Annotated in this window: 28 protein-coding genes; 14 read left to right on the plus strand and 14 right to left on the minus strand. The window is 64.3% G+C overall.

Annotation, left to right across the window (positions count from 1 at the left end; all coding sequences use genetic code 11):
• Window positions 1-50 precede the first annotated feature (50 nt).
• On the minus strand, window positions 51-863 hold the full coding sequence (locus L7H23_RS17700; RefSeq protein WP_237837182.1) for an SDR family NAD(P)-dependent oxidoreductase: 813 nt from the start codon (window positions 861-863) through the stop codon (window positions 51-53).
• Window positions 864-1,177: 314 nt separating this feature from the next.
• Between L7H23_RS17700 and L7H23_RS17705 the strand changes: the two genes are divergently transcribed.
• Window positions 1,178-1,705: a CarD family transcriptional regulator gene (locus L7H23_RS17705; protein ID WP_058816713.1), complete on the plus strand. Its 528-nt coding sequence runs from the start codon at window positions 1,178-1,180 to the stop codon at window positions 1,703-1,705.
• A 69-nt stretch (window positions 1,706-1,774) separates the two neighbouring features.
• On the opposite strand, the gene truA is transcribed toward L7H23_RS17705, so the two are convergent.
• Complete coding sequence (gene truA / locus L7H23_RS17710) at window positions 1,775-2,515, minus strand: tRNA pseudouridine(38-40) synthase TruA (RefSeq protein WP_237837183.1); 741 nt, start codon at window positions 2,513-2,515, stop codon at window positions 1,775-1,777.
• On the minus strand, window positions 2,512-3,432 hold the full coding sequence (gene fmt, locus L7H23_RS17715) for a methionyl-tRNA formyltransferase (protein ID WP_237837184.1): 921 nt from the start codon (window positions 3,430-3,432) through the stop codon (window positions 2,512-2,514). Before fmt ends, truA begins: the two co-directional genes overlap by 4 nt.
• Window positions 3,433-3,587: 155 nt before the next feature.
• On the opposite strand from fmt, the gene recR reads away from it, so the two are divergent.
• Genes recR through def form a run of 3 tightly spaced genes read left to right on the plus strand, consistent with a single transcriptional unit; the run spans window position 3,588 to window position 5,188 of the window.
• Window positions 3,588-4,184, plus strand: a complete 597-nt coding sequence (gene recR, locus L7H23_RS17720) for a recombination mediator RecR (protein ID WP_237837185.1) — start codon at window positions 3,588-3,590, stop codon at window positions 4,182-4,184.
• On the plus strand, window positions 4,181-4,597 hold the full coding sequence (locus tag L7H23_RS17725; RefSeq protein WP_237837186.1) for a hypothetical protein: 417 nt from the start codon (window positions 4,181-4,183) through the stop codon (window positions 4,595-4,597). The genes recR and L7H23_RS17725 overlap by 4 nt, the downstream gene beginning before the upstream one ends.
• Window positions 4,598-4,654: 57 nt before the next feature.
• A complete protein-coding gene (gene def / locus L7H23_RS17730; protein WP_237837187.1) occupies window positions 4,655-5,188 on the plus strand; it encodes a peptide deformylase in 534 nt (177 codons plus the stop codon).
• Window positions 5,189-5,291: 103 nt separating this feature from the next.
• Here the strand turns inward: def and grpE are convergent, their stop codons facing one another.
• Together grpE and hrcA are read right to left on the minus strand one after the other, a co-directional pair.
• On the minus strand, window positions 5,292-5,837 hold the full coding sequence (grpE, locus tag L7H23_RS17735; protein ID WP_237837188.1) for a nucleotide exchange factor GrpE: 546 nt from the start codon (window positions 5,835-5,837) through the stop codon (window positions 5,292-5,294).
• 4 nt (window positions 5,838-5,841) lie between these two features.
• A complete protein-coding gene (hrcA, locus tag L7H23_RS17740) occupies window positions 5,842-6,885 on the minus strand; it encodes a heat-inducible transcriptional repressor HrcA (protein ID WP_237837189.1) in 1,044 nt (347 codons plus the stop codon).
• Window positions 6,886-7,072: 187 nt separating this feature from the next.
• Between hrcA and L7H23_RS17745 the strand changes: the two genes are divergently transcribed.
• Window positions 7,073-7,873, plus strand: a complete 801-nt coding sequence (locus tag L7H23_RS17745; protein WP_237837190.1) for a dienelactone hydrolase family protein — start codon at window positions 7,073-7,075, stop codon at window positions 7,871-7,873.
• Between the two features lie 2 nt (window positions 7,874-7,875).
• Here the strand turns inward: L7H23_RS17745 and L7H23_RS17750 are convergent, their stop codons facing one another.
• Complete coding sequence (locus L7H23_RS17750; RefSeq protein ID WP_237837191.1) at window positions 7,876-8,559, minus strand: hypothetical protein; 684 nt, start codon at window positions 8,557-8,559, stop codon at window positions 7,876-7,878.
• A 103-nt stretch (window positions 8,560-8,662) separates the two neighbouring features.
• Between L7H23_RS17750 and rph the strand changes: the two genes are divergently transcribed.
• Complete coding sequence (gene rph / locus L7H23_RS17755) at window positions 8,663-9,379, plus strand: ribonuclease PH (protein WP_237837192.1); 717 nt, start codon at window positions 8,663-8,665, stop codon at window positions 9,377-9,379.
• Between the two features lies 1 nt (window position 9,380).
• A complete protein-coding gene (rdgB, locus tag L7H23_RS17760; protein WP_237837193.1) occupies window positions 9,381-10,004 on the plus strand; it encodes an RdgB/HAM1 family non-canonical purine NTP pyrophosphatase in 624 nt (207 codons plus the stop codon).
• A 12-nt stretch (window positions 10,005-10,016) separates the two neighbouring features.
• On the opposite strand, the gene L7H23_RS17765 is transcribed toward rdgB, so the two are convergent.
• Window positions 10,017-10,319, minus strand: a complete 303-nt coding sequence (locus L7H23_RS17765; protein ID WP_237837194.1) for a hypothetical protein — start codon at window positions 10,317-10,319, stop codon at window positions 10,017-10,019.
• Here L7H23_RS17765 and hemW point away from each other — a divergent pair.
• Together hemW and L7H23_RS17775 are read left to right on the plus strand one after the other, a co-directional pair.
• Window positions 10,318-11,463, plus strand: coding sequence for a radical SAM family heme chaperone HemW (gene hemW, locus L7H23_RS17770; protein ID WP_237837195.1), 1,146 nt, complete (start codon window positions 10,318-10,320; stop codon window positions 11,461-11,463). The two genes, L7H23_RS17765 and hemW, sit on opposite strands and share 2 nt — an antisense overlap.
• Window positions 11,464-11,576: 113 nt before the next feature.
• Complete coding sequence (locus L7H23_RS17775) at window positions 11,577-12,470, plus strand: tyrosine recombinase XerC (protein ID WP_237837196.1); 894 nt, start codon at window positions 11,577-11,579, stop codon at window positions 12,468-12,470.
• Here L7H23_RS17775 and L7H23_RS17780 read toward each other — a convergent pair.
• Genes L7H23_RS17780 through rsmI form a run of 4 tightly spaced genes read right to left on the minus strand, consistent with a single transcriptional unit; the run spans window position 12,467 to window position 15,269 of the window.
• Complete coding sequence (locus L7H23_RS17780; protein WP_237837197.1) at window positions 12,467-13,066, minus strand: DedA family protein; 600 nt, start codon at window positions 13,064-13,066, stop codon at window positions 12,467-12,469. The two genes, L7H23_RS17775 and L7H23_RS17780, sit on opposite strands and share 4 nt — an antisense overlap.
• 24 nt (window positions 13,067-13,090) lie before the next feature.
• Complete coding sequence (gene gshB, locus L7H23_RS17785; protein WP_237837198.1) at window positions 13,091-14,041, minus strand: glutathione synthase; 951 nt, start codon at window positions 14,039-14,041, stop codon at window positions 13,091-13,093.
• 20 nt (window positions 14,042-14,061) lie between these two features.
• Window positions 14,062-14,412 carry a YraN family protein gene (locus tag L7H23_RS17790; RefSeq protein ID WP_237837199.1) on the minus strand — a complete coding sequence of 117 codons (351 nt, stop codon included), beginning with the start codon at window positions 14,410-14,412 and terminating at the stop codon, window positions 14,062-14,064.
• Entirely contained in the window at window positions 14,409-15,269 is an 861-nt protein-coding gene (gene rsmI / locus L7H23_RS17795; protein WP_237837200.1) for a 16S rRNA (cytidine(1402)-2'-O)-methyltransferase, read from the minus strand. Before rsmI ends, L7H23_RS17790 begins: the two co-directional genes overlap by 4 nt.
• Window positions 15,270-15,342: 73 nt before the next feature.
• Here rsmI and L7H23_RS17800 point away from each other — a divergent pair, with 73 nt between their 5' ends.
• The gene (locus L7H23_RS17800) at window positions 15,343-16,467 is read left to right on the plus strand and encodes a penicillin-binding protein activator (protein ID WP_237837201.1); all 1,125 of its coding nucleotides are present in this window, start codon (window positions 15,343-15,345) and stop codon (window positions 16,465-16,467) included.
• A gap of 158 nt (window positions 16,468-16,625) precedes the next feature.
• The gene (infC, locus tag L7H23_RS17805) at window positions 16,626-17,162 is read left to right on the plus strand and encodes a translation initiation factor IF-3 (protein WP_237837202.1); all 537 of its coding nucleotides are present in this window, start codon (window positions 16,626-16,628) and stop codon (window positions 17,160-17,162) included.
• Window positions 17,163-17,172: 10 nt separating this feature from the next.
• Here the strand turns inward: infC and L7H23_RS17810 are convergent, their stop codons facing one another.
• Complete coding sequence (locus L7H23_RS17810; RefSeq protein ID WP_237837203.1) at window positions 17,173-17,868, minus strand: NRDE family protein; 696 nt, start codon at window positions 17,866-17,868, stop codon at window positions 17,173-17,175.
• A 90-nt stretch (window positions 17,869-17,958) separates the two neighbouring features.
• On the opposite strand from L7H23_RS17810, the gene L7H23_RS17815 reads away from it, so the two are divergent.
• Window positions 17,959-18,567, plus strand: a complete 609-nt coding sequence (locus L7H23_RS17815) for a TetR/AcrR family transcriptional regulator (protein ID WP_237837204.1) — start codon at window positions 17,959-17,961, stop codon at window positions 18,565-18,567.
• Window positions 18,568-18,590: 23 nt separating this feature from the next.
• The gene (locus L7H23_RS17820; RefSeq protein WP_237837205.1) at window positions 18,591-19,028 is read left to right on the plus strand and encodes a hypothetical protein; all 438 of its coding nucleotides are present in this window, start codon (window positions 18,591-18,593) and stop codon (window positions 19,026-19,028) included.
• A 146-nt stretch (window positions 19,029-19,174) separates the two neighbouring features.
• On the opposite strand, the gene L7H23_RS17825 is transcribed toward L7H23_RS17820, so the two are convergent.
• On the minus strand, window positions 19,175-20,674 hold the full coding sequence (locus tag L7H23_RS17825) for a peptidase S10 (RefSeq protein ID WP_237837206.1): 1,500 nt from the start codon (window positions 20,672-20,674) through the stop codon (window positions 19,175-19,177).
• Between the two features lie 95 nt (window positions 20,675-20,769).
• A complete protein-coding gene (gene uvrB, locus L7H23_RS17830) occupies window positions 20,770-22,956 on the minus strand; it encodes an excinuclease ABC subunit UvrB (RefSeq protein WP_237837207.1) in 2,187 nt (728 codons plus the stop codon).
• A gap of 220 nt (window positions 22,957-23,176) precedes the next feature.
• Here uvrB and L7H23_RS17835 point away from each other — a divergent pair, with 220 nt between their 5' ends.
• Window positions 23,177-23,701 (plus strand): DUF3617 domain-containing protein, encoded by a 525-nt coding sequence (locus tag L7H23_RS17835; protein WP_237837208.1) that lies wholly within the window; start codon window positions 23,177-23,179, stop codon window positions 23,699-23,701.
• The last annotated feature ends 60 nt before the right edge of the window (window positions 23,702-23,761 follow it).

Consider the following 23,761-nt stretch of genomic DNA (forward strand, 5'->3'; position numbering starts at 1 on the left):
AAAGGCCCCGCCGGAGCGATCCGGCGGGGCCTTCTCTTTGTGCCGGTGCTTTAGCGCTGCGCTTTCATCTGTGCAGCGTAGCCTGCCTGCACCATCGCGCTCATCTGGTCGAACAACGCATCGGGATTGCCGCGGCGCAGCGCCGGGATTGCGGCCTCGACGCCCTCGGCAACCACCAGCTCGCGCGTTCCCGCGGCCACCGCATCTAGGATCTGCTTCGCGGCGAAATCGGGCGACAGACCGTTGTCGATCGCCTTGTCGCTCTCGCCGCGGGTGCTGCCGTCGGCGTTGAGCGCATTGCGGCTGACGTTCGTCTGCACCGACCCGGGCGCGACGACGAGGACCTTCAGCCCCAGATGCTCATTCTCGGCGCGGACGCTGTCGTGATAGCCGATCAGGCCGTGTTTGGCGGCGCAATAGGCGCTGCGCAGCGGCACGCCGGCGATCCCCGCGACGCTTGAAATCGCGACAATCTGTCCGCCGCCCGCCGCGATCATGCGCGGCAGCAACTGCTGGGTGAGGGCGATCGGGGCGAGCAGGTCGACGTCGACGATCTTCTGGTAAACCGAAAAATCGGTATCGACCGCCAGGCTGCGCTGCGAGATGCCGGCATTGTTGACCAGCCCGTCGATCCGCCCGCACCACTCCCAGGCCTCGTCGACCAGCGTCGGCAGTGCAGTATAGTCGGTCGCCTCGAACGGCAGGATCATCGTGCCCGGGCCGCATTCCTTCGCGACCTCCTCGAGCGCCGCGACATTACGCCCCGACAGGATCAGCCGGGCGCCACGACTCGAAAGTCCCCGTGCAAGCGCGGCGCCGATTCCCGAAGAAGCGCCCGTAACCCACCAGACTTGATCCTGCATAACCGCTCCCTATCTGAGATTTCGTTGCAACCTGAAACGGGCTTGATGAGCCGTCAAGGTGCCGACCCCACGCATTTCCGCGCGGGGGTGGCAATTTTGTTGCGAATCTGTTATAATAAATATCAACACGCCGACAGTTTGCCTCTTCCTGCCACGGGCAGAGGGTCTCTCCGGCGTTCCTATGGAGCCATATCCCTTGTCACTCTGACTGGCTAGCGCCGCCCAAAATCGCCGATCCACCTTTTCACAAGGGCAGGATGCACCCGGCTTTTTGCGCTTCCCGGTTCACTGACAAGGTCAGGAAAGGAATTTGCATGTCTGCAACGCTCTTGTTCGAAGTTGGTGATTATGTCGTTTATCCGAAGCATGGCGTGGGGCGCGTCATCGAGCTTCAAAAGTCCGAAATCGCCGGGATGCAGCTGGAACTTTATGTTCTGCGCTTCGAAAAGGAAAAGATGACGCTTCGCGTTCCCACGAACAAGGCCGAAGGCGTCGGCATGCGCAAGCTGTCGTCGGACAAGACGCTGAAGGAAGCGCTTCAGGTCCTGACCACCAAGCCGAAGGTCAAGCGCACCATGTGGTCGCGCCGCGCGCAGGAATATGAAGCCAAGATCAATTCGGGCGACCTCGTGTCGATCGCCGAAGTGACCCGCGACCTGTTCCGCGCCGACGATCAGCCCGAGCAGAGCTATTCGGAGCGCCAGATCTTCGAAGCCGCCTCGAGCCGCCTCGCGCGCGAACTGGGCGCGATGGAAGAGAGCGACGAAAAGACCGCGCAGGCGAAGATCCTCCAGATCCTCAACGAGCATGCGCCGAAATATTATCTGGAAAAGGCCGTCTGAGCCTTCGTTCCGGACGAAACACGAAAGGGCGGTCCCGCGGGGCCGCCCTTTTCGATTCAGGCTTAGGTTTCAGGGGTAGGTCGCGCTGACGAAATAGAGCCCGTCGGGGGGCGCATTGAGACCCAGCGCCTGCCGGTCGGCCGCATCGAGCGCCGCTTTCAGATCGCGCGCGGACCATTTGCCATAGCCCACCAGCGCTAGACACCCGACCATCGATCGCACCTGATGGTGGAGGAAGCTGCGTGCTGCCGCCTCGACGATCAGCTCGTCGCCGTGGCGGCTGACCGACAGCTTGTCGAGCGTCTTCACCGGACTTTGCGACTGGCAATGCGCCGAGCGGAAGGTCGTGAAATCGTGCATCCCGATCAACTGCTGCGCGGCGGCGTGCATCGCACCGGCATCGAGCGGCTGTGGAACCTGCCACGACAGGCCTTTGTCCCACGTCAGCGGGGCGCGGCGGTTGACGATGCGATACTCATAGCTGCGTCCGATACACGCGAAGCGCGCGTGCCAGTCGTCGGGAACGATTTCGCATCCGACCACCGCGACCGGCGCAGGACGAAGCTGGGCGTTGAGCGCTTCGGTCAGCTTGAACGGGGTCAGCGGCTTTTCGATGTCGACATGAGCGCGCATCGCGATCGCATGGACTCCCGCGTCGGTCCGCCCCGCGCTGAACACCTGTACCTCCTCGGCGGTGAAGCGGTGGATCGCTTCCTCGATCGTCTGCTGGACGCTGGGGCCGTGCGCCTGCCGCTGCCAGCCCATATAGGGGCGGCCGTCATATTCGATGGTGAGGGCAAAGCGCGTCATGCGAGCCGCGTGCCCTTGGCAATCGGGCGCCCGCGCAGCAGTTCGGCAGCATCCATCGCGGGTTTTCCTGCCCGCTGCACGCGCGTCGCGCGGATCGCGCCGGGGTTGCAGGCGATCGTCAGCGCGTCGTCGAGCGTGACGCCCGGTGCGGCGCCCGCGACGGTCTCGGCCGGATGCACGACCTCGGCCGCCAACATCTTGTATCGCTCGCCATCCAGTTCGAAGAACGCCCCCGGCATCGGATTGAATGCGCGCACCTGTCGCTCGACCTGCACCGCACTGGTCAGGAAATCGAGCCGCGCCTCACTCTTGTCGATCTTGGCGGCATAGGTGACGCCTTCGTCGGGCTGCGCTTCGGGCTGGAACGCGTGGAGGTCGCTCAGCACCTTGACGATCATCAGCGCGCCCATCTCGGCGAGTTCGTCGGTGAGCATTCCCGCGGTCTTGCTCGCGACCGGAGTCGCTTCGACCAACCGCATCGCGCCGGTGTCGAGCCCGACGTCCATCTGCATGATCGTGACGCCCGTCTCGGCATCGCCCGCCAGGATCGCGCGCTGCACCGGCGCCGCGCCGCGCCAGCGCGGCAGAACCGAGCCGTGGACGTTGAGGCAGCCCTCGCGCGGGGCGTTCAGGATCGCCTGCGGCAGGATCAGGCCATAGGCTGCGACCACCGCGATATCGAGGTCGAGCGCGGCAAACTCGACCTGCGCTTCCTCGTTTCGCAGGCTCTTCGGCGTGCGGACGGACAGGCCATGTTCCTCCGCCCAGACATGCACCGCGCTCTGCTGCAGTTTCTTGCCGCGCTGCGCGGGGCGCGGCGGCTGCGTATAGACGGCCACGATCTCGTGCCCCGCCGCATGAAGTGCGGCGAGCGTCGGTACCGCAAAGGGCGGCGTTCCCATGAAGGCGATGCGCAAGAGCGTGCCTGTCCTTTTCCGTTCGCCCTGAGCCTGTCGAAGGGCCGTCCTTCCCTTTGCCGTCGTCCGAAGAAAGGACGGGGCTTCGACAAGCTCAGCCCGAACGGGTGGGGGAGGTGATTGTTATTTCCAGCGCGCCGCTTAAGACCACCGTCATGGCATCGCAAGAGATTGAAGCGCTCGTCCAGCAACTCGCCCGCCTGCCGGGGCTCGGCCCACGCTCGGCGCGGCGCGCCGTGCTGCACCTGATGAAGAAGCGCGAGAGCAGCTTCGCGCCGCTCCTTGCGGCGCTCCAGACGGTGTCCGAACGGCTGGTGACGTGCGGCATCTGCGGCAATATCGATACCAGCGATCCGTGCGCGATCTGCGCAGACCCGCGCCGCGACGACCGCAGCCTGTGCGTCGTCGAGGAGGTTTCGGACCTCTGGGCGCTCGACAAGTCGCGGCTCTTTCCCGGAAAATACCATGTCCTCGGTGGCCGGCTCTCGGCGCTGGAGGGTGTCCGCCCGCAGGACCTCAGCGTCGATGCTTTGGTGGCACGCGTTGCCGCGGGCGGGATTGACGAGGTCGTGCTGGCGATGAACGCGACGCTGGAGGGGCAGACGACCGCGCATTATCTGGCGGAACGGCTGGAGGGTTATCCGGTACGCCTGACGCAACTCGCGCATGGTTTGCCGGTCGGCGGCGAACTCGACTATCTGGATGAGGGGACGCTGGCCCAAGCGCTTAGAGCGAGGCGGCCGGTAGGTTGAACAGGCTAGCCTTTTCTGCCGCCTTGATTTTGGCTGCTTGCTCGATGCCGGAATTGAAGCCGACCGAGGCGGAAATGGATCGGGTTGAAACCGCGCTTCGTCAAAAACCTTGCATTGGCAAATTGGCTGATTGGGAACGCCGCTATTACTACCAGCTCCAATTTTCTTCCGACAAAAGCGAAAAATCGGTCAGAAAAGGATTGATGCCGAAACCGACCGGATATGATCGATCCATTGTAGAAATTGATTTGCGACAGGCGAATTTCGAGGAGTTCGGAAGCGGGCGAGGCAGTTATGCGGATTACCCGCCGGGTGCAGCTGATACGGATGATCGGGAGTATAATCTGGCGTTCGGGACCTATAGTCTTGAGACGGGGGAACTGCATTTGGCACATTGCGGACCCAACATGTGAGCGTGGGGCGTCGACGCACCTCTTGACCCGACGCGCCGGCGATCATACCTCGCACCCATGGCCATCCTACCTATCATAGAGACCCCGGATCCCCGGCTGCGCGTCATTTCGAAGCCCGTCGAGACCTTCGACGCCGAGCTGAAGACGCTGGTCGCCGACATGTTCGAGACGATGTACGACGCGCCCGGCATCGGGCTTGCCGCGATCCAGGTCGGGGTGCCGAAGCGCATTCTCGTCATCGACCTGCAGGAACCCGATCCCGAGGATGAAGAGGGCAAGGCGCTGATCCGCGAACCGCGCGTCTTCATCAACCCCGTCTTCTCCGACGAGAGCGAGGAGCATAGCGTCTATCAGGAGGGCTGCCTGTCGGTCCCCGAGCAATATGCCGAAGTGACGCGCCCCGCCGAGGTCACCGTCGACTGGCAGGACGAGGACGGCAAGCACCACAAGGAACGCATGACCGGCCTGATGGCGACGTGCATCCAGCACGAGCACGACCATCTGGAGGGCATCCTCTTCATCGACCATCTGTCGCGGCTGAAGCGCGAGATGGTGCTGAAGAAATTGGCGAAGCTGCGCAAAGCCGCCTGACGCTCTCCGTGAACCCCGGCGAAAGCCGGGGCCCAAAGCTTCTCAAAACCAGATTTGATCGGATGAGTATGGACCCCGGCTTTCGCCGGGGCTCACGACTGTGTCAGTCCGCTTTCTTCGCCACGCCCACCATCGCGGGGCGCAGCAGGCGGTCCTTCATCATGTAACCCGCCTGCATTTCCTGCACGATCGTGCCGGGTGCCTTGTCGCTCGGGATTTCGAGCATCGCCTGATGCTGGTTCGGGTCGAGCGGCAGGCCGATCGCGGCGATGCGGGTGATGCCGTTGCGTTCGAACACGCTCAGCAGTTCGCGCTCGGTCGCTTCGAGTCCGGTGATCAGCGGCTTGATCGCCGCGTCCTCGCGCTGCTCGGCGGTCAGCGCGGCGAGCGCGCGGCCGAGATTGTCGGCAACCGACAGGATATCGCGTGCGAATTTGGTCGACGCATAGGCGTGCGCGTCGGCGATTTCCTTGTCCTTGCGGCGCGTGACATTCTGCGTCTCGGCGCGCGCATAGAGCAGGTCCTGTTGCAGCGCAGCGATCTGCTCGGCGAGCTTCGCCGTCTCGTCCTGCGCTTCGGTGGCTACGGCCGCGGCCGCTTCTTCGGTCGCGCCGTCGTCGACGGGCGTGTCATTTTCGATATTCGTCATAAACCTATCGTATCAGTCTTGAGAGCGATTGTGCGGTGAAATCCACCATGGGAACGATCCGGGCATAGTTCAAGCGCGTGGGGCCGATCACCCCGACCACGCCGACGACGCGCCCGTCCGATCCGCGATAGGGCGCCGCTATCACGGACGAGCCCGAAAGCGAGAATAATTTATTCTCCGAGCCGATGAAAATGCGGGTCGCGGTGCCTTCGCGCGCGCTGTCGAGCAGCCCGGCGATTTCCTGCTTGGTTTCGAGCTCGTCGAGCAGCTGGCGCACACGGTCGAGATCGCCGACCGCGCTCTCGTCGAGCAGATTGGCCTGTCCGCGCACGATCAGCACCGGCCGGTCGGCACCGTCGGACGACCAGACTGCGAGCCCGCGGCTGACGAGGTCCTGCGCCGCGCGGTCGATCGCGATCCGCTCGGCCTCGATCTCACGGCGGACGCGCGCCATCGCTTCGGTGAGCGTCAGGCCCGACAACGTCGCGGAGATGTAATTGCCCGCTTCGACCAGCGCCGACGGGTTTAGCCCCGGCGGAATCTCGATCACGCGGTTCTCGACCGTCCCGTCGCCCGCGACGAGCACGACGAGCGACTGGTTCGCCGACAACGGCACGAAGGCGAGCTGTTTCAGGACCCGCTCATGCTTGGGAACGAGGACGAGGCCCGCGCACGCCGACAGGCCTGACAGCGCGGCGGTCGCCTGCGCAAGCGCGCTTTCGATCGGGCCGCCTTCGACAAGGCTCGCCTCGATCTGTGCGCGATCCTCGGCACTCGGCTCGGCAACCTGCATCATGCCATCGACGAACAGGCGCAGCCCCTGTTCGGTCGGCAGACGGCCCGCGCTGGTGTGCGGGCTGGCGAGCAGGCCGAATTCTTCGAGGTCCTGCATGACGTTGCGGATCGATGCGGGCGACAGGTTCAGCGTCGCCAGCTTCGAGAGCGTGCGCGACCCGACCGGCTGCCCGGTCTCCAGATAGGCGTCGACGACCAGCCGGAACACATCGCGCGCGCGTGTCGTCAGTTCGGTGATCGGCAGGGTGGTCATGCGAAGGATTTAGGGACGGGGAGGGGAAGGGGCAAGCGTTCGCTAAATCGTCATCCCCGCGAAGGCGGGGATCCAGCTTTCGGGAAAGTGCAGTGAAGAAGCTGGATTCCCGCCCTCGCGGGGATGACGAAAAGAGGATGCCAATTGGCCGAACTTCTGCCTAATCTCCATCCCCGGGGAGATAAGCATGACCGACCGACCACTCAACGTCGACGACCCGCTCGACGATTTCGAGCATCGCCATATCAGCCTGCTCGGCCACGACCGGCTCGTCTATGTGACGGGCAGCGGCCCCGCCGTCATCGTGATGACCGAAATGCCGGGCATCAGCCCGCATGTTGCGCGCTTCGCCCGCTGGGTCCGCGACGCGGGCTTCACCGTCTACATGCCGCATATCTTCGGCAAGGACGGAGCGGTGCCGCGTATGCCCGGCGCGTTGTTCACGATGATCGGCGGATGCATCAGCCGCCAGTTCCGCGCCTTTCAGGCCAATGAAAGCTCACCCGCGGTCCGGTGGCTCCGCGCGCTCGCGGCGCTCGCGCATCAGGAATGCGGCGGCAAGGGCGTCGGCGCGATCGGCATGTGCTTCACCGGAAATTTCGCGCTGTCGATGATGCTCGAACCCGCGGTGCTCGCGCCGGTGCTGTCGCAGCCATCGCTGCCGATCAACGATCCGGCCGGCATGCACATCGCGCCCGACGAACTGGCAGCGGTGAAGGCGCGGATGGAGGCCGAAGACCTGACCGTTCTCGCCTATCGCTTCGAGGGCGACAAATTCTGCAAGGCGGCGCGTTTCGAGGCCTATGAAAATGCCCTTGGAGACCGCTTCATCGGCCGCGTTCTCGCCGACGAGCATGCGAACCCCGACAGCCCGATGAAGAACCCGCACAGCGTGGTGACGCTCCACCTGATCGACGAGGAAGGCCAGCCGACACGGCAGGCGCGCGACGAAATCCTCGATTTCTTCCGTATGCGCTTGAATAATTAGCTTCAGGGATTGCGATAAAGCCGTTCTGCCACGGCGGGGCGCAGATGATATCGCGCCGGCAGAAGCGAGACGAACGGCGCGACTGATGCATCGAGTATGGCAGCATTGGCGGTCTCATTCGCCGTGCACTTGGCGTCGCCAAATGAGCGCACTTCTTCGCCATACACCCAAAGATTGGCAACTTCCGGCCCTGGTTTTGCCACGGCCAAAACTCGATCGGAGAAGGAGTTTGTTCTCTGTTCGCAGTCGGTCGTGAACGAAAGACTCATGTTCTTCGGCTCCTGCCAATCGGTTTCCCATCGCAATCTGTTCAGCCGGTCCAGCAATAGGCGCAGATCAGCTTTCCCAAGCATGATCTCGGCACGTGCAATAACCGGCTCTTCCCATTGCTTTTCATCATCGTCACTGCCGGCCAAGTCGATGGCACGCATGCATCCGTGATGCTCCGGTTGCTGGGCATACCAACTGATCCGGACCTTGCCGGTGCGCTCGATGGCGATCTCGCGGCCCAATGGGCAATCGCCGAACACCGACAATTGGCCATGTTCGACGTTGCGGACATAATAGATCGTATCGAAGTCATTGAGGTTGTTTGTGCCGCTGCCGGCCGTCAAGCTGCTTGCCAAGGTTACTCCGATGGAGACGAAGAGGGCGGTAACCACCGTGATGATCGAACTGGCGCGCATGAATCGAGTTTAGAAGACCGACATCGACGCGCCAGAGCTTTTTCTGGCCAATCATTCGTCGCCTCGCTAAGCGCGCCTGCATACAGCCACAGGAGAATGAACCATGCGCCCCTCCGGCCGCGCCCCCGACCAGATGCGGTCGATCGGCATCGAAACCAATTTCACCATCCATGCCGAGGGCAGCGTCCTCGTCAGCTTCGGCAACACCAAGGTGCTGGTGACCGCCAGCGTCGAGGAAAAGGTGCCGCCCTTCCTGCGCGGCAAGGGTCAGGGCTGGGTGACGGCCGAATATGGCATGCTGCCCCGCGCGACGCACACCCGCGGCAGCCGCGAGGCGGCGAAGGGCAAACAGTCAGGCCGCACACAGGAAATCCAGCGGCTTATCGGCCGCAGCTTGCGCGCCGTCGTCGACATGGCGAAGCTTGGCGAGCGCCAGATCGTCATCGACTGCGACGTGATCCAGGCCGACGGCGGCACGCGCACCGCGTCGATCAGCGGTGCGTGGGTCGCGCTGCGCCTCGCGGTCGACAAGCTGATCGCGTCGGGTGCGCTCACGGCCGATCCGATCGAGGACAGCGTCGCCGCGATCTCGTGCGGCATCTACAAAGGCACGCCGGTGCTCGACCTCGATTATGACGAGGATTCGGTCGCCGAGGCGGACGGCAATTTCGTGCTGACAGGCAAGGGCCAGATCGTCGAAGTGCAGGCGAGCGCCGAGGGTGCGACCTATGACGAGGAAGGACTGCTGCGCCTGCTCCGTCTCGCGCGCATCGGCTGCACCGACATCTTCGCGGCGCAGGCGAAGGCGGTGGGCCGCTGAGGTGACGCGCAAGCTCGCCCCCGGCAAGCTCGTCATCGCGAGCCATAATGCGGGCAAGGTGCGCGAAATCCGCGCGCTGCTCGAACCCTATGGGATCGAGCCCGTGTCGGCGGGCGACCTTGGCCTGCCCGAGCCCGAGGAGACGGGGACGACCTTCGTCGAAAATGCGTTGCTGAAGGCGCATGCGAGCGCTTCGGCCGCCGGCCTGCCGGCGCTCGCCGATGACAGCGGGCTCGAAGTCACGGCGCTTGGCGGCCGTCCCGGCGTCTACACCGCCGACTGGGCCGAGCGGCAGTGGTTCGAGGGCGAAGAAGGCCGCGACTGGTATATGGCGATGGGAAAGGTCGAGGGACTGCTCGCCGAGCAAGGCCCCTCTGTCGACCGCAGCGCACGCTTCGTCTGCACCCTCGCATTGGCGTGGCCCGACGGCCATGCCGAGGTGTTCGAGGGCAAGGCCGAGGGCAGCCTGACCTGGCCGCCGCGCGGGACGATGGGTTTCGGCTATGATCCGGTATTTGTTCCGGCCGGTAACACAGTGACTTTCGCGGAAATCGACCCGGCCGAGAAGCATGCGATCAGCCACCGGGCCGATGCGTTTGCCAAGCTGGTGGCGGGCGCGTTCTAAGCGCTCGAATCGTCAGGCGCGAAACCTGATTTTGCCTTCGATCTCGACGAAGCGCGAACTATCGCCTTTGTCGCGCATGTCGCGCAGTGCCTGTTTCTGGCACTCGGGATCATGGTTGATCCGGCGAGCAATGAGCCTGCGCATTTCCTCGTCGGCAAAGATCAGGTCATGCGCGCCGTCGATGCTGACGCCGAATTTCTCGCGCGTGCGTTTGACCAGCTGGATGAAATCCTGATTGGCGATATCCATGGCGAGCCTCCGAAGCGAGCCTAGCCATGCAGACAATCGCTGAAAAGTGACTATATCGCCGCGCATGGCCGAACCGCTCGCCCTTTATGTCCATTGGCCGTTCTGCGTCAGCAAATGCCCCTATTGCGACTTCAACAGCCATGTGCGCGAGAGCGTCGATCAGGCGGCGTGGCGTGCCGCGTTGCTCGCCGATCTTCGCCATGAGGCGGCGCTGCTGGCGGACCGTCCGGTGTCGTCGATTTTCTTCGGCGGCGGCACGCCCAGCCTGATGCCGCCCGAGACCGTCGCGGCGGTGATCGCGGCGGCGGACGATGCGTGGGGCCTCGCGAGCGATTGCGAGATCACGCTCGAGGCGAACCCCAATTCGGTCGAAGTCGCCAACTTTGCAGCGCTTGCATCGGCCGGGGTCAATCGCGTGTCGATCGGCGTCCAGAGCTTCGACGCTCAAATCCTGCACTTCCTCGGCCGCGCGCACAGTGGCGACGAGGCGCGGCGCGCGATTGCGGCGGCGCAGGAGTATTTCGCGCGCGTCAGTTTCGATCTGATCTATGCGCGGCCGGGACAGACGCTTGAGCAATGGGAGACCGAGCTGAGTGACGCGCTGGCGTTCGGAACCGGGCACCTCTCGCTCTATCAGCTCACCATCGAGCCCGGCACGCGTTTCGCGACGCTTGCTGCGAAGGGCGATCTCGTCATTCCCGATGGCGATACCGCCGCGGACCTGTTCGACGCGACGCAGGCAATCACGCGCAGCGCCGGGCTGCCTCGCTACGAGGTGTCGAACCATGCGCGGCCGGGCGACGAGAGCCGGCACAATCTGAGCTACTGGCGCTACGGCGACTATGCGGGGATTGGGCCCGGCGCCCACGGCCGCCGCCTGATGCAGGCGACCGAGCGGCACAAAAAGCCCGAGAATTTCATCGCTGCGGTCGGGCGTAACGGGCACGGGCTGAAGGTCGAAACCGATCTTCCTGCGCACGAACGCGCGACCGAAGCGATGCTGATGGGGCTGCGGCTCACCGAAGGCATCGATCTGGCGCGTATCGAGGCGCGCAGCGGGCTGGGGCGAGAAGCTTTCGTCGATGATGGCGCGGTCGAACGGCTGTCGGGGCAGGGATTGCTGGTGCAAAGTGGTAACCGGCTCGCGGTGACCGACGACGGCATATTGCTGCTCGACTCGATCCTTTCCGAGGTGGTCAAAACCCACTAACTCTCCTCAACCCCGTTCGCATCGAGCGAAGTCGAGATGCCCCTCGGACTCGCGCCTGCTTTCGGGGTGTCTCGACTTCGCTCGACACGAACGGGATTAGAGGTACGGAATGGATGTTGGCTGACGGATTGATCCGCGACTGGGATGCTCATCTGGCGCACGAGAAGCGCCGGTCGGAGCATACGCGCCGCGCCTATATCGCGACCGCCGAGCGTTTCTGCGCCTTCCTGTCGCATCATCGTGGAGGTGCGATCGATGCGCGGTTGCTGAAATCGCTGACCCCCAACGACCTGCGCTCCTATCTTGCCGACCGTCGCGCCGAAGGATTGGGCAACGCTTCGGCGGCGCGTGAACTGTCGGCGCTGCGGACCTTCCTGCGCTTCGTTGGCGGATCGAACGCGAGCGTGCCGCAGATGCGCGGGCCGCGGGTCAAGAAAGGGTTGCCGCGCCCCGTTGCGCCCGCCGAGGCGCTCCAACTGGCACAGGATGTCGAGGACAATGCCCGCGAAGGCTGGGTCGGTGCGCGCGATTTCGCGCTGCTGCTGCTGCTCTATGGCGCCGGTCTTCGCATCGGCGAGGCGCTGGGGCTCACCGGCGCAGCGCTACCGCTCGGCGACACGCTGCGCGTTACCGGCAAGCGGAACAAGACGCGTATCGTCCCGATCCTGCCTGCCGTTGCTTCAGCAGTGGCGCGCTATGTCGAAGCGTGTCCGTGGCCGATCGCCAAGGAAACGCCGCTCTTCCTTGGCGCCCGAGGCGGGCTGCTCCAGCCCGGCGTCGTCCGCGCCAGCGTCCGTTCCGCGCGGCGTGCGCTGGGCCTGCCCGAACGCACGACGCCGCATGCGCTACGTCATAGCTTCGCGACGCATTTGCTTGCGGGCGGCGCCGACCTTCGCAGCCTGCAGGAACTGCTCGGCCACGCGAGCCTTGCCTCAACCCAGGTCTACACCGCGGTCGACGCTGCGCATCTTCTGGACATCTATCGCAGCGCGCACCCGCGCGCCTAGTCGCTCGGCTTCCACGTAAACACGCGCCAGATATAGATCAGCACCAGCGACCCGATCGCGATCAGTGCAACGGGTCCGACGAAGGCGTCGAGATTGGCGAAACGGCTCCCGAACCAGCTCCCCGCACCGGCCAGCGCGGCGATCCAGATCGTCGAACCCGCTGCGGTCCAGAGCAGGAACTTCGCCTGATTCATCCGCACCATGCCCGCCGGCAGCGACACCATCGTCCGCGCCACGGGCATGAAGCGCGCCGCGAACACGATCGCGGGGCCGTATTTCACGAAGAAGGCATGCAGCCGCTCGACCTCGGCCCAGTCGAGCGTCAGCCAGCGGCCATGGCGATCGATAAAGGGCTTCAACCGCTCGTAGCCGATCCAGCGCCCGATCGCGTACCAGACCCAATTACCCGCGGTCGTACCCGCAACGGCAACCGCGATCAGGGTCCAGAAATCGAAGCGCCCCTGCGAGACGGCGATACCGCCGAGCCCCATGATCACCTCGGACGGGATCGGCGGAAAGACATTCTCGAGGAACATCAGCACGAAGATGCCGAGATAGCCCCAGCCCTGGATCAGATCGAGAATGAAGTCGGTCATGGGACAGGAAACGCAGCGAGCGCCTTATCCGATGCGTCGCAGGATCGCGTCCCAGATCATGCCTGCGGTGTCGCTGTTGTTGAAGCGATCGATCGCGACGATTCCGGTCGGTGAGGTGACGTTGATCTCGGTCAGCCATTCGCCCCCGATCACATCGATGCCGACGAACAGCAGGCCGCGTTCCTTGAGCGCGGGGCCGAGGATGTCGCAAATCTCCTGCTCGCGCGGGGTCAGTTCGGTCGCCTCTGCATAGCCGCCGACCGCGAGGTTCGAGCGGAACTCCCCTTCGCCGGGCTTGCGGTTGATCGCGCCCGCGACCTCACCGTCGACAAGGACGATGCGCTTGTCGCCCTTGCTGACGCTCGGCAGGAACTGCTGGACCATGAAGGGTTCGGGCCACACTTGTCCGAAAAGCTCGACCAGCGCGCCGAGGTTGCTGCCGTCGGCGTCGATGCGGAACACCGCCTTGCCGCCGTTGCCGTGGAGCGGCTTGATCACGACGGCGCCGTGGCGGCTCTGGAAATCCTTCACCGCGTCGAGATCGCGCGTCACCATCGTCGGCGGCATGAACTCGGGGAAGTCGAGCACGAAGACCTTTTCGGGCGCATTGCGCACCGATACCGGATCGTTGACGACGAGCGTCTGGCCCGCGAGCCGCTCGAGCAGCCAGGTGCCGGTCAGATAGCCGAGATCGAACGGCGGATCCTGCCGCATCAGCACGACGTCGATGTCGCGGCCGAGGTCGAGCGTGACCGCGTCGCCGAACCTGTAGTGATCGCCCGCCTCGCGTTTCGCCTCGATGATGCGGTGCGCCCTGGTGGTCAGCCGCCCGGCCTCCCACGTCAGGCCGCGGACGTCGTAGTGATAGAGTTCGTAGCCGCGTTCGAGCGCCTTCAGGATCAGGTGGAAGCTGCTGTCGCCATTGATATTGATCCCGTCCATCGGGTCCATTTGCACGGCTGCACGCAGGGTCATGATCTTCTCCTTGGGCGCCGTCATGGCTGCCAGACGTGGACCAGATGGCGAGGCAAACGCCCCGGCGCAAGCAGCATCACGTCGATGCGGATATCATCGGTGGGCCGCGCAAAGCGCGGAGCGAGCATTTCTGCCGCAGCGGCGACCCGGCGCAGGCGCCATGCGTCGATCGCGAGGTCGAGGTCTTCGGGGCGGTCGCGCCATTTCACCTCGATAAAGGCGAGCGTCCTGCCACGCCGCGCAACCAGATCGACTTCGCCTGCCGCAACGCGCTGCCGCTGCCCCAGGATGCGCCAGCCATGCAGGCGCAGCCACCATGCCGCGCGCCGTTCGGCCTTGCGTCCGCGCGCTTCGGCGGCGGCGCGGCTCAATCCTGCGCTTTCAACGCGAGCGCGCGGGCATAGACCTCGTGCCGGTCGAGGCCATATTGCTTCGCGACGGCCTTCGCGGCCTGCGCGACGGGCTTGTCGGCCATCGCGGTGCGAAGCGCGGCATCAACGGTGGCCTCGTCGGCCTCGTCCGGAAGCTGTTCGCCGGGAGGGGCGACGACGATGACGATCTCGCCCTTGGGCGGTGCATCGGCGTAGCGCGTCGAGAGCTCGCTCAGCGTCCCGGTCACGCATTCCTCGTACAATTTGCTGATCTCGCGCGCGACCGCAACCTCGCGGTTGCCAAGGCCGTCGGCCAGCGCGCCGAGGGCAGCCGAAAGGCGGGGACCGCTTTCATAAAAGACCAATGTCGCACGCAATCCGGCGAACTCGGCGATCGTATCGGCACGCGCCTTCGCCTTGTTCGGCAGGAAGCCCGCGAACAGGAAGCGGTCGCTGGGCAACCCCGAGAGCGTGATTGCCGCGATCGCGGCGCACGGGCCGGGCAGGGTGGCGACATGGCGGCCGGCGGCCCGCGCATCGCGCACCAGCTTGTATCCCGGGTCGGAAATCAGCGGTGTGCCCGCATCCGACACCAAAACGACAACTTCATCGGCCATTCGCGCAACCAGAGTCGCGCGGGTGCGTTCGTCGCTATGGTCGTGATAGGGGGTCATCGGAACACGCAAGCCCAGATGCGACAGCAGCTTTGCGGTCACGCGCGTGTCCTCTGCCGCGATTATATCGGCGGAGGCGAGCGTTGCGGCAGCCCGGGCACTGATGTCGCCGAGGTTGCCGATGGGCGTCGCGACGATATAGAGACCGGGTAAGGGAGATTTTGAGATGGTCGAATCCGGCATGAAGCCGAAAATGGCAGAAACTGCTGCCGAGCGCCAAGCGAATGCGTCGTCGCGGCGCCGAATGCTGCGCGGGATGGCGACGCTGGCCCTCGGGGGCCTGCTTGCCGCGTGCCAGATGGTGCCCAAGGCGAGCGGCCCGGCAACGCCGCCGCCGCCGACCGATACGACCGACAATGTAGGCCCTGGTCTCCCGACCGATACCGATCGCCACCGCGTTGCCTTGCTCGTGCCCCAGACGGGCCCCAACGCCGACGTCGGCATGGCGATCGCGAACGCCACGACGATGGCGCTGCTCGATTCGCGGACCGAAAAGGTGCGTATCACGACCTATGACACCGCGCTCGGGGCCGCTGCGGCGGCGCGGCAGGCGGTGGCCGATGGCAACAAGCTCATTCTCGGGCCGCTGCTCAGCGAGGATGTCGCTGCGGTCGCACCGATCGCCCGCGAGGCGAAGGTGCCGGTCCTCAGCTTCTCGAACGACAGCAGCGTTGCCGGCAACGGTGTCTTCATCATGGGCTTCGTCCCCGGCCAGTCGGTCGAGCGCGTCGTGGCCTTCGCGCGCGCCAAGGGACATCAGCGCTTCGGCGCGCTCGTTCCCAAGACCGTCTATGGCGACCGCTCGAGTGCGGCATTCCGCACGGCGGTAACCGCTGCGGGCGGCACGCTTGTCGCGGTCGAAAGCTATGATCGCAGCGCGACCGCTCTTACCGGAGCGGCCCGCCGTCTCGCCAATGCCGGCGCGATGGACGCGGTGCTGATCGCGGACTCGGGCGGCAATGCGGTCCGCGCGGTGCCGGTGATCAAGGGTACCGGCAACCGGCAGATACTCGGCACCGAGCTGTGGAATACCGACGCGACCCTCGGCGGCAACGCGGCGATGCGCGGGTCCTGGTTCGCCAGCGTTTCGGACGGCCTCTATGGTCAGCTTGCAGCCAAATACCGGACCCGCTTCGGCAAGTCGCCGTATCGCCTTGCCAGCCTTGGCTATGATTCGGTGCTGCTGACGGTGCGTATCGCGCGCGAGTGGAAGCCCGGCACGACCTTTCCTGCCGGGCGTTTGCTGGCGGAGGACGGCTTCGGCGGCATCGACGGCATCTTCCGTTTCAACAATCGCGGGATCGCGGTGCGCGCGCTCGAGGTGAGCGAGGTCGGGGCAGGGGGCTTCCGCGTCGTCGATCCCGCGCCGACGAAGTGGTAGTGGCATAACCGCCACAGCGCGGCGAAAAGCGTCATGTTTCTGCCACGCGCAGCCTTTACGGCGCGGTCGCGTTCACTATATGAGCATCAAGCGCGTCTATGGCGTCGATGCCGCGCGCCTTGTTTGAACGATCAGGAGATACAGCTATACCACCGCCCATGACCCGCCGCTCGATGGCGCCGCTGCCGCCCAAGAACGGCCCTAGATACAATGAATTCATCGCCTCCCCGAAGGTCCGCGTGATCGATGAGGAAGGCGAAAATCTGGGCGTGATGCTGACTGCCGAAGCGATCGAACAGGCGGCCGAAGTGGGGCTCGACCTGGTCGAGGTCTCTCCGAACGCCGATCCGCCGGTGTGCAAGTTCCTCGACGTGGGCAAGTTCAAATACGAAGCCCAGAAAAAGGCGAACCTGGCGCGCAAGAGCCAGAAGACCCAGGAAATCAAAGAGATCAAGATGCGTCCGAATATCGACGATCATGATTTCGACGTGAAGATGAAGAAGGTCTTCGACTTCCTCGGCGAAGGCGACAAGGTCAAGATGACCATGCGCTTCCGCGGCCGCGAGATGAGCCACACGCAGCTCGGCCTCAATGTGCTTCAGCGCGTTGCGGAAATGACGGCGGAGATCGCGAAGGTTGAAGCCCATCCGCGTACCGAAGGCCGCCAGATGCTGATGGTGCTCGCGCCGAAATAAGCGCCGGGCGTCAGCCGATACGGAAATTCAGGGCGGTCGTTCCGGCGGGACGGCCGCCCGCTTCGTATCGGCGTTCGACCATATGCACGTCGCCTGTCGCCGAGATCGCGACCAGCGTAGAGGCACGCGTGCCGTAAACATCGCCAAGCAGGAACAGCGCCGGGTCGCTTTCCGCGGTGAGCGTGTCGAGCAACCCTTCGGGGTCTGCTTCCGCTTCCACGAGAGCAGCCAGCGCCGCACGCAGCCGTTCCGCGCGCGGACAGGGCTGATCGACCGGTTCGTTGGCAAGCGCATGCACGCCGTCGCCCAGCGACGCGATCAGCGGCTGCGGCCGGTTGGTCAGCAGCCGCGCGACACCGTCGACCGCGAACAGGTTGAAAGCGTTGAAGCGATCGAGATCGGTCTCGCGCGGATTCGCAAAGCGGCCTTCGCCGCGAAGCATGTCCAGAACCAGCTGGCCGCGCGACTCCTTTGCCGGATCGGGCATCGCGCCGCGTACATTGGTGACGACGACGACCCGGCCGCTTGGCCGGTGGACGCCCAGCCACGTTCCGCCCGCCTGCAGGTCGCGGCCGGCCACGATGCCGCTGCCGTCGGTCCATTCGGCGAGCGCTGCCGCCGGGCGCGCGTGAAACTCGTCGCGGTTGCCGACCAGAATCAGCGGCCAGTCGGGATGGGCATTCCGGGCAAGGGCGACGACGCACATGCCGCGCATATCGGGACTTGGCGGGCGCTTGCCAAGCCTCTTGACTTTTTCGCTTGGTTGAACGATCAATCAAGAAGATTGGAGGCTCGAATGAATGCCGCCGACACGCGTCACCGGATCCTGATGACGGCGATGGAGCTCTTCTGGGAGAAGGGCTATCTTTCGACCTCGGTCTCCGACATCCTGTCGCGCAGCCAGGTCCATTCGGGCAGCCTCTATCATTTCTTTCCCGGCAAGCAGGACGTCCTCGTCGGCGTGCTCGAACTCTATCGCGACGGGATCGACGAGATGCTGCTCGCCCCGAGCTGGCAGGGCGTCGACGATCCGATCGACAGGATTTTTGCGCTGCTGGCGGGCTATCGCACGCATCTGGTCGTTACCGACTGCACCTATGGCTGCCCGATCGGCAGCCTCGCGCTCGAGATTCACGAACCCGATCCGCAGGTCCGCGAACTGATGGCGGCGAATTTCAGCAACTGGTCATCGGCGATCGCCGGCTGTTTCGACGCGGCCGTCGAGCGGCTCTCCGACGGAACCGACCGAAAGGCGCTCGGCGAGTTCGTGCTGACCGTGATGGAAGGCGCGGTGATGCAGGCGCGCACCTACCGCGACATCGGCTATTTCGATCGCAACATTGCTGTATTACGCGACTATATCACGTCATTGCTGAACGGGGCGAAATCTGATAGTTTCGCCTGATCTTTCTGGAGGGGGAGAGTTTTATGACCGATGCCGTCAAAACGCCGTGGCACCTGTGGGTGATCGGTGGTCTGTCGCTGCTGTGGAACGCATTCCCGGTCGTCGACTTTACGCTAACCAACATGCACAATGAGGGTTGGCTGTCGCAATATAACGAGGCGCAGCGCGCGCTCATCCTTGGAGCGCCGGCCTGGTCGAACATCTGTTGGGCGATCGGAGGCTTCGGCTCTTTCGTCGGATCGTTGCTGCTGCTGTTCCGTTCGCGCCATTCGATCACCGCATTCCTCATCTCGGCCGCCGGGCTTGCCGGCACGACCTGGTATCAGCTCGTCCAGAATGGTGACGCGTTCAAGAAGGCGCTTGGTGACGTCCCGCTTTATGTCAGCATCACGATCTGGGTGATCCTGCTCGCACTGCTGTTCTATGCGCGCGCGATGAAGGCGAGGGGCGTGCTGCGGTAAACATGGCTGTTAGGGGTGGATTTGGGACCGTCCCCTATTTGAGCGTCACCCCGGCGAAGGCCGGGGTCTCACCCTATCGCCATGAAGCACCGGAGAGATCCCGGCCTTCGCCGGGATGACGGACTTCGGTCGAGACCGGCCGGTCCTTACCGCCCGCGAATGAAGGCGCGGATGTCCTGCGACAATTTATGGCGATCCTCGTCGCGGATGTACATCATGTGCCCCGCGCCATAATATTTATACTCGATCCGGTCCTGCGGAATGCCCGTGCGCGACAGCGCATATTCGGCGGCGAAGAACGGCGTCGCGAAATCATAATAGCCCTGGCCGACGAACACCCGCAGCCCCGAATTCTCGCGTAGCGCCTGCCCGATATAGGGCGCGACGTTCATATAGGCGTTGGTGTCGCGCCCGCCGATCCGCCAGTCCCAGGGGCCTACGTCGCCGATCGACTGATATTCGCGGTCGGTCTTGAACCCCAGCGTATCGCGGCTCCAGCTGTTGATCGCGGCGGTGTAGCTCGCGTCGATGCCATAGAAGCTCGGATCGTTGTCGGGCTCTTCGCCGGCGCTGTCATAATCCTTGCCGGTGTAGCGGCTGTCGAGGCGTCCGATGGTGAGGCCGCGATCGCGCAGCAGTTCCTTGTAGAAGCGGCCGGGCGTCACGCGAAGGTCGGCGCTTTCCAGATAAGTCTCCGACAGCCCGGTGAAGCGCGCCAGCTCGCGGCGGATCGCCGCACGCTCCTCACCCTGCAACTTCTGCCCCTTGAGCAGCGCGCTGGCGTAGGGACCGATCGCCCACTGCCGCGCTTCCTCGGCAAAGGCTTCGGGCGATGCCGCGGTCGCCTTGCCGTGATAGAGCGCGGTCGTCGCCATCGACGGCAGGTTGGTGATGTAGCTGAGCTCGTTGCCCGGCGTGTCGGCGCCCGCCGCGAAATCGAGCACGGTCGAGATCAGGATGATGCCGTTCAGCGCGACGTCGTTGTAGGTCTCGTTCATCAGCTGGTTCGCGACCGCCGCGGAACGCGTGGTGCCATAGCTTTCGCCGCCGAGAAATTTCGGGCTGTTCCAGCGGCCATTGTTGTTGAGCCACAGCCGGATCACTTCGGCGACCAGCTTCGCGTCCTGCGTCACCCCGTAATAATCCTTGGGATCGGCCTTGCCGATCAGGTGCGAGAAGCCGGTGCCCGGCGGGTCGATAAAGACCACGTCGGTCACGTCGAGCAGCGCGTCGGGATTGTCGACGATCGGATAGGGCGGCGCGCCGTCGTCGACCCCGGTGCCGGGGATCGCGACACGCTTCGGCCCGAATGCGCCCATCATCAGCCACACGGTGCCCGACCCGGGGCCGCCGTTGAACAGGAAGGTCACCGGGCGGTTCGGGTCGCGGGGTTCCTTGATATAGGCGGTGGTGACGACTGCCACCTCGGGCACGCCGTCCTTGTTCTTGATGATCGTCTCACCGATCGTCGCGGCATAGCTGATCTTTTGTCCGCCGAAGGTGCCCGACAGCTTCGTCGTGTGGACTTGAGGGATGATGTCGTCGGATTTCTCGGCCTTCGCCTTGTCGGGGGCGTCTTCGGCATAAGCGATCGACGGTACTGCGACGGCAAGCGCCAGCGCGATCAGCGACAGACCCGATTTCATATCATTCTCCCCAGTTGCGCGCGGACCCTATGCAGCGCGCGGGGAGGGGGCAAGGCTACTTGTCGGTTACAGACGGGCTTTGGTCGAAGCGCGGCTCAACGCCCCCACTTGGTCTTGCTCTGCTTCCCGAAGCGTCCCTTGCGCGTGCCCGGCTTGCCCTCGTTCGAGCGGCCGACGCGTGGCGCCACCTGCTCGTCGGCGGGTAACCCGAGTTCGTCGGCTTCGAGGCGGCGGATTTCGTCGCGCAAACGCCCGGCTTCCTCGAACTCCAGATCAGCGGCGGCGTCGCGCATCTTCTTTTCGAGGTCGGCGATATAGGCGCGAAGGTTGTGACCGACCATGTGCGCCGGCTTGTCCTCGCCGATGTCGATCGTCACCTGATCCTTCGACGCGACATGCGCGATGATGTCGCCGATGTTCCGCTTGATCGTCGTCGGGGTGATGCCATGCTCGGCGTTATACGCTTCCTGCTTTTCGCGGCGGCGGTCGGTCTCGCGCATCGCGCGTTCCATGCTGCCGGTGATGCGGTCGGCGTAGAGGATGACGCGGCCGTCGACGTTGCGCGCGGCGCGGCCGATCGTCTGGACGAGCGAGGTTTCGCTGCGCAGGAACCCCTCCTTGTCGGCGTCGAGGATTGCGACGAGCCCGCATTCGGGGATATCGAGGCCTTCGCGCAGCAGGTTGATGCCGACGAGCACGTCGAACACCCCGAGCCTCAAGTCGCGAATGATCTCGATACGCTCCAGCGTCTCGACATCGCTGTGCATGTAGCGGACCTTGAGCCCCGCTTCGTGGAGGAATTCGGTGAGGTCCTCGGCCATGCGCTTGGTGAGCGTGGTAACGAGCGTGCGATAGCCCGCCGCCGCGGTTGCCTTGGCTTCGGCGATCAGGTCGTCGACCTGTTCCTCGACCGGCTTGATGATGACCGGCGGATCGATGAGGCCGGTGGGGCGGATCACCTGTTCGGCGAAGACGCCTTGGGTGCGGTCCATCTCCCACGTTCCCGGCGTCGCCGAAACGCTCACCGTCTGCGGGCGCATCAAATCCCATTCGGCGAAACGCAGCGGGCGGTTGTCGATACACGAGGGCAGGCGGAAACCATATTCGGCGAGCGTGATCTTGCGGCGGTGATCGCCCTTCGACATCGCGCCGATCTGCGGGATCGTCTGGTGGCTTTCGTCGACGAAGAGCAGGGCGTTGTCGGGCAGATATTCGAACAAGGTCGGCGGCGGCTCGCCGGGCAGGCGGCCGGTCAGGAAGCGGCTGTAATTCTCGATCCCCGCGCAGCTTCCGGTGGCAGCGATCATCTCGAGATCGAAATTGGTCCGCTGTTCGAGCCTTTGCGCTTCGAGCAGGCGGCCCTCGGCTTCGAGTTCCTTCAGCCGTTCGGTCAGCTCGTGCCGGATCGCCTCGCTCGCCTGCTTCAGCGTCGGGCCCGGTGTGACATAGTGGCTGTTCGCGTAAATGCGGACATGATTGAGGTTTGCGATCTTCTTGCCCGTCAGCGGGTCGAACTCGGTGATCTCCTCAATCTCGTCGCCGAAGAAGCTGACACGCCACGCCATATCTTCATAGTGCGACGGGAATATCTCCAGGCTGTCGCCGCGCACGCGGAAATTGCCGCGCGCGAACGCCTGGTCGTTGCGTTTGTACTGGAGCGCGACCAGTTTGCGGATGATCTCGCGATTGTCGACGCTCTGACCTTTTTTGAGGTCGAAGATCATCGCCGAATAGGTCTCGACCGATCCGATGCCATAGAGGCACGACACCGACGCAACGATGATCACGTCGTCGCGCTCAAGCAGCGCGCGCGTCGCCGAGTGGCGCATGCGGTCGATCGCCTCGTTCACCGAGCTTTCCTTCTCGATGTAGGTGTCCGACCGCGGCACATAGGCCTCGGGCTGGTAATAATCGTAATAGCTGACGAAATATTCGACCGCATTGTTCGGGAAGAAGCTCTTGAACTCGCCATAGAGCTGCGCCGCGAGGATCTTGTTGGGGGCGAGGATCAGCGCCGGGCGCTGCAGCTCGTCGATGACCTTCGCCATGGTGAAGGTCTTGCCCGAACCCGTAACGCCCAGCAGCACCTGATCGCGCTCGCCGCCGAGTGCCATATCGACCAGTTCGCGGATTGCGGTCGGCTGGTCTCCGGCCGGCTGATAGTCGCTGACCAGCTCGAATCGCTTGCCGCCCTCGACCTTGTCGGGGCGGGCAGGGCGGTGCGGAACATAGGCGTCGCCGGTGTCGATCTCGTCCAGCGAGGTCCGAATCTGAATTGCCATGCGGGCAATATGGTATCGATGGGGCCTTCAGGCAACGCTGCGTCGAACCATCGGCTGGCGGCCCGAAGACGGAAAATGGCAAGGGGCACGGGGCTCCCGGACGGGGCGTCGCCGGCTGAGGCCGAATTGGGATTGCCATCGCCGCCGATATGGTATCGACTTGCCCGGGGCCGTAAACGCAGCACGGTGTAATGTTCGCTCAGGTTACAGGAGACAGGGTATGAAGAAGATCATGATGAGCGTCGCGCTTGGCGCGGCCTTGGCAATGTCTGGGTGCAGCAAGAGCGAAAATGCCGGGGGCACCGCGAAACGCGAGGCCGGCAACTGGCGGACCGACGTCAAGTTGGTCAAGTTCGAGGTGCCGGGCATGCCGCCCGAGATGAAGGACGGCATGGCGAAGATGATGGAAGGCACCAGCGGCGTGGAGCAGTGCTTCACGCAGGAACAAGTGGACAAGGAAGATATTCCGGCCGAACTCGCCAGGGACGCGAGCAAGGGCGGCGATTGCAAATGGTCGAAAAAGGATATCTCGGGCGGCAAGCTCGACGTCGCCGGGACCTGCACCGCCAATGGCCAGACCGTCGACCTTGCGATGAACGGCACTCTTGGCGCCAAGAAGACCGAGGTGAACATCACCGTCAAGGGCAAGTCGCCGACGGGGCAGGGCGACTATGAAATGGTATTGCAGAAGATCGAAACGCACACCGGCCCGTGCAAGGCGGGGGCCGAGACGGCGAAGAGCTGAGGGCCTCGCCGCTGATGGAATCGAGGGCGCCGGTGCAAGCCGGCGCCCTTTCTTTTTTTG

Origin of the sequence: Sphingopyxis sp. BSN-002 (genome assembly GCF_022024275.1) — a bacterium.
GTDB lineage: Bacteria > Pseudomonadota > Alphaproteobacteria > Sphingomonadales > Sphingomonadaceae > Sphingopyxis.

Excerpts from the sequence above, each read along its gene's own strand:
- gshB (WP_237837198.1), bottom strand. The coding sequence starts at position 14,041 with ATGACCCTGCGTGCAGCCGTGCAAATGGACCCGATGGACGGGATCAAT.
- recR (WP_237837185.1), top strand. The coding sequence starts at position 3,588 with ATGGCATCGCAAGAGATTGAAGCGCTCGTCCAGCAACTCGCCCGCCTG.
- truA (WP_237837183.1), bottom strand. The coding sequence starts at position 2,515 with ATGACGCGCTTTGCCCTCACCATCGAATATGACGGCCGCCCCTATATG.
- L7H23_RS17765 (WP_237837194.1), bottom strand. The coding sequence starts at position 10,319 with ATGCGCGGCGATATAGTCACTTTTCAGCGATTGTCTGCATGGCTAGGC.
- hemW (WP_237837195.1), top strand. The coding sequence starts at position 10,318 with ATGGCCGAACCGCTCGCCCTTTATGTCCATTGGCCGTTCTGCGTCAGC.
- L7H23_RS17820 (WP_237837205.1), top strand. The coding sequence starts at position 18,591 with ATGACCGATGCCGTCAAAACGCCGTGGCACCTGTGGGTGATCGGTGGT.
- L7H23_RS17810 (WP_237837203.1), bottom strand. The coding sequence starts at position 17,868 with ATGTGCGTCGTCGCCCTTGCCCGGAATGCCCATCCCGACTGGCCGCTG.
- L7H23_RS17800 (WP_237837201.1), top strand. The coding sequence starts at position 15,343 with ATGGCGACGCTGGCCCTCGGGGGCCTGCTTGCCGCGTGCCAGATGGTG.
- hrcA (WP_237837189.1), bottom strand. The coding sequence starts at position 6,885 with ATGACCACCCTGCCGATCACCGAACTGACGACACGCGCGCGCGATGTG.
- L7H23_RS17825 (WP_237837206.1), bottom strand. The coding sequence starts at position 20,674 with ATGAAATCGGGTCTGTCGCTGATCGCGCTGGCGCTTGCCGTCGCAGTA.
- L7H23_RS17745 (WP_237837190.1), top strand. The coding sequence starts at position 7,073 with ATGACCGACCGACCACTCAACGTCGACGACCCGCTCGACGATTTCGAG.
- rph (WP_237837192.1), top strand. The coding sequence starts at position 8,663 with ATGCGCCCCTCCGGCCGCGCCCCCGACCAGATGCGGTCGATCGGCATC.
- L7H23_RS17700 (WP_237837182.1), bottom strand. The coding sequence starts at position 863 with ATGCAGGATCAAGTCTGGTGGGTTACGGGCGCTTCTTCGGGAATCGGC.
- L7H23_RS17750 (WP_237837191.1), bottom strand. The coding sequence starts at position 8,559 with ATGCGCGCCAGTTCGATCATCACGGTGGTTACCGCCCTCTTCGTCTCC.
- L7H23_RS17780 (WP_237837197.1), bottom strand. The coding sequence starts at position 13,066 with ATGACCGACTTCATTCTCGATCTGATCCAGGGCTGGGGCTATCTCGGC.
- uvrB (WP_237837207.1), bottom strand. The coding sequence starts at position 22,956 with ATGGCAATTCAGATTCGGACCTCGCTGGACGAGATCGACACCGGCGAC.
- L7H23_RS17815 (WP_237837204.1), top strand. The coding sequence starts at position 17,959 with ATGAATGCCGCCGACACGCGTCACCGGATCCTGATGACGGCGATGGAG.
- infC (WP_237837202.1), top strand. The coding sequence starts at position 16,626 with ATGACCCGCCGCTCGATGGCGCCGCTGCCGCCCAAGAACGGCCCTAGA.
- grpE (WP_237837188.1), bottom strand. The coding sequence starts at position 5,837 with ATGACGAATATCGAAAATGACACGCCCGTCGACGACGGCGCGACCGAA.
- L7H23_RS17775 (WP_237837196.1), top strand. The coding sequence starts at position 11,577 with ATGTTGGCTGACGGATTGATCCGCGACTGGGATGCTCATCTGGCGCAC.
- L7H23_RS17705 (WP_058816713.1), top strand. The coding sequence starts at position 1,178 with ATGTCTGCAACGCTCTTGTTCGAAGTTGGTGATTATGTCGTTTATCCG.
- def (WP_237837187.1), top strand. The coding sequence starts at position 4,655 with ATGGCCATCCTACCTATCATAGAGACCCCGGATCCCCGGCTGCGCGTC.
- rsmI (WP_237837200.1), bottom strand. The coding sequence starts at position 15,269 with ATGCCGGATTCGACCATCTCAAAATCTCCCTTACCCGGTCTCTATATC.
- L7H23_RS17835 (WP_237837208.1), top strand. The coding sequence starts at position 23,177 with ATGAAGAAGATCATGATGAGCGTCGCGCTTGGCGCGGCCTTGGCAATG.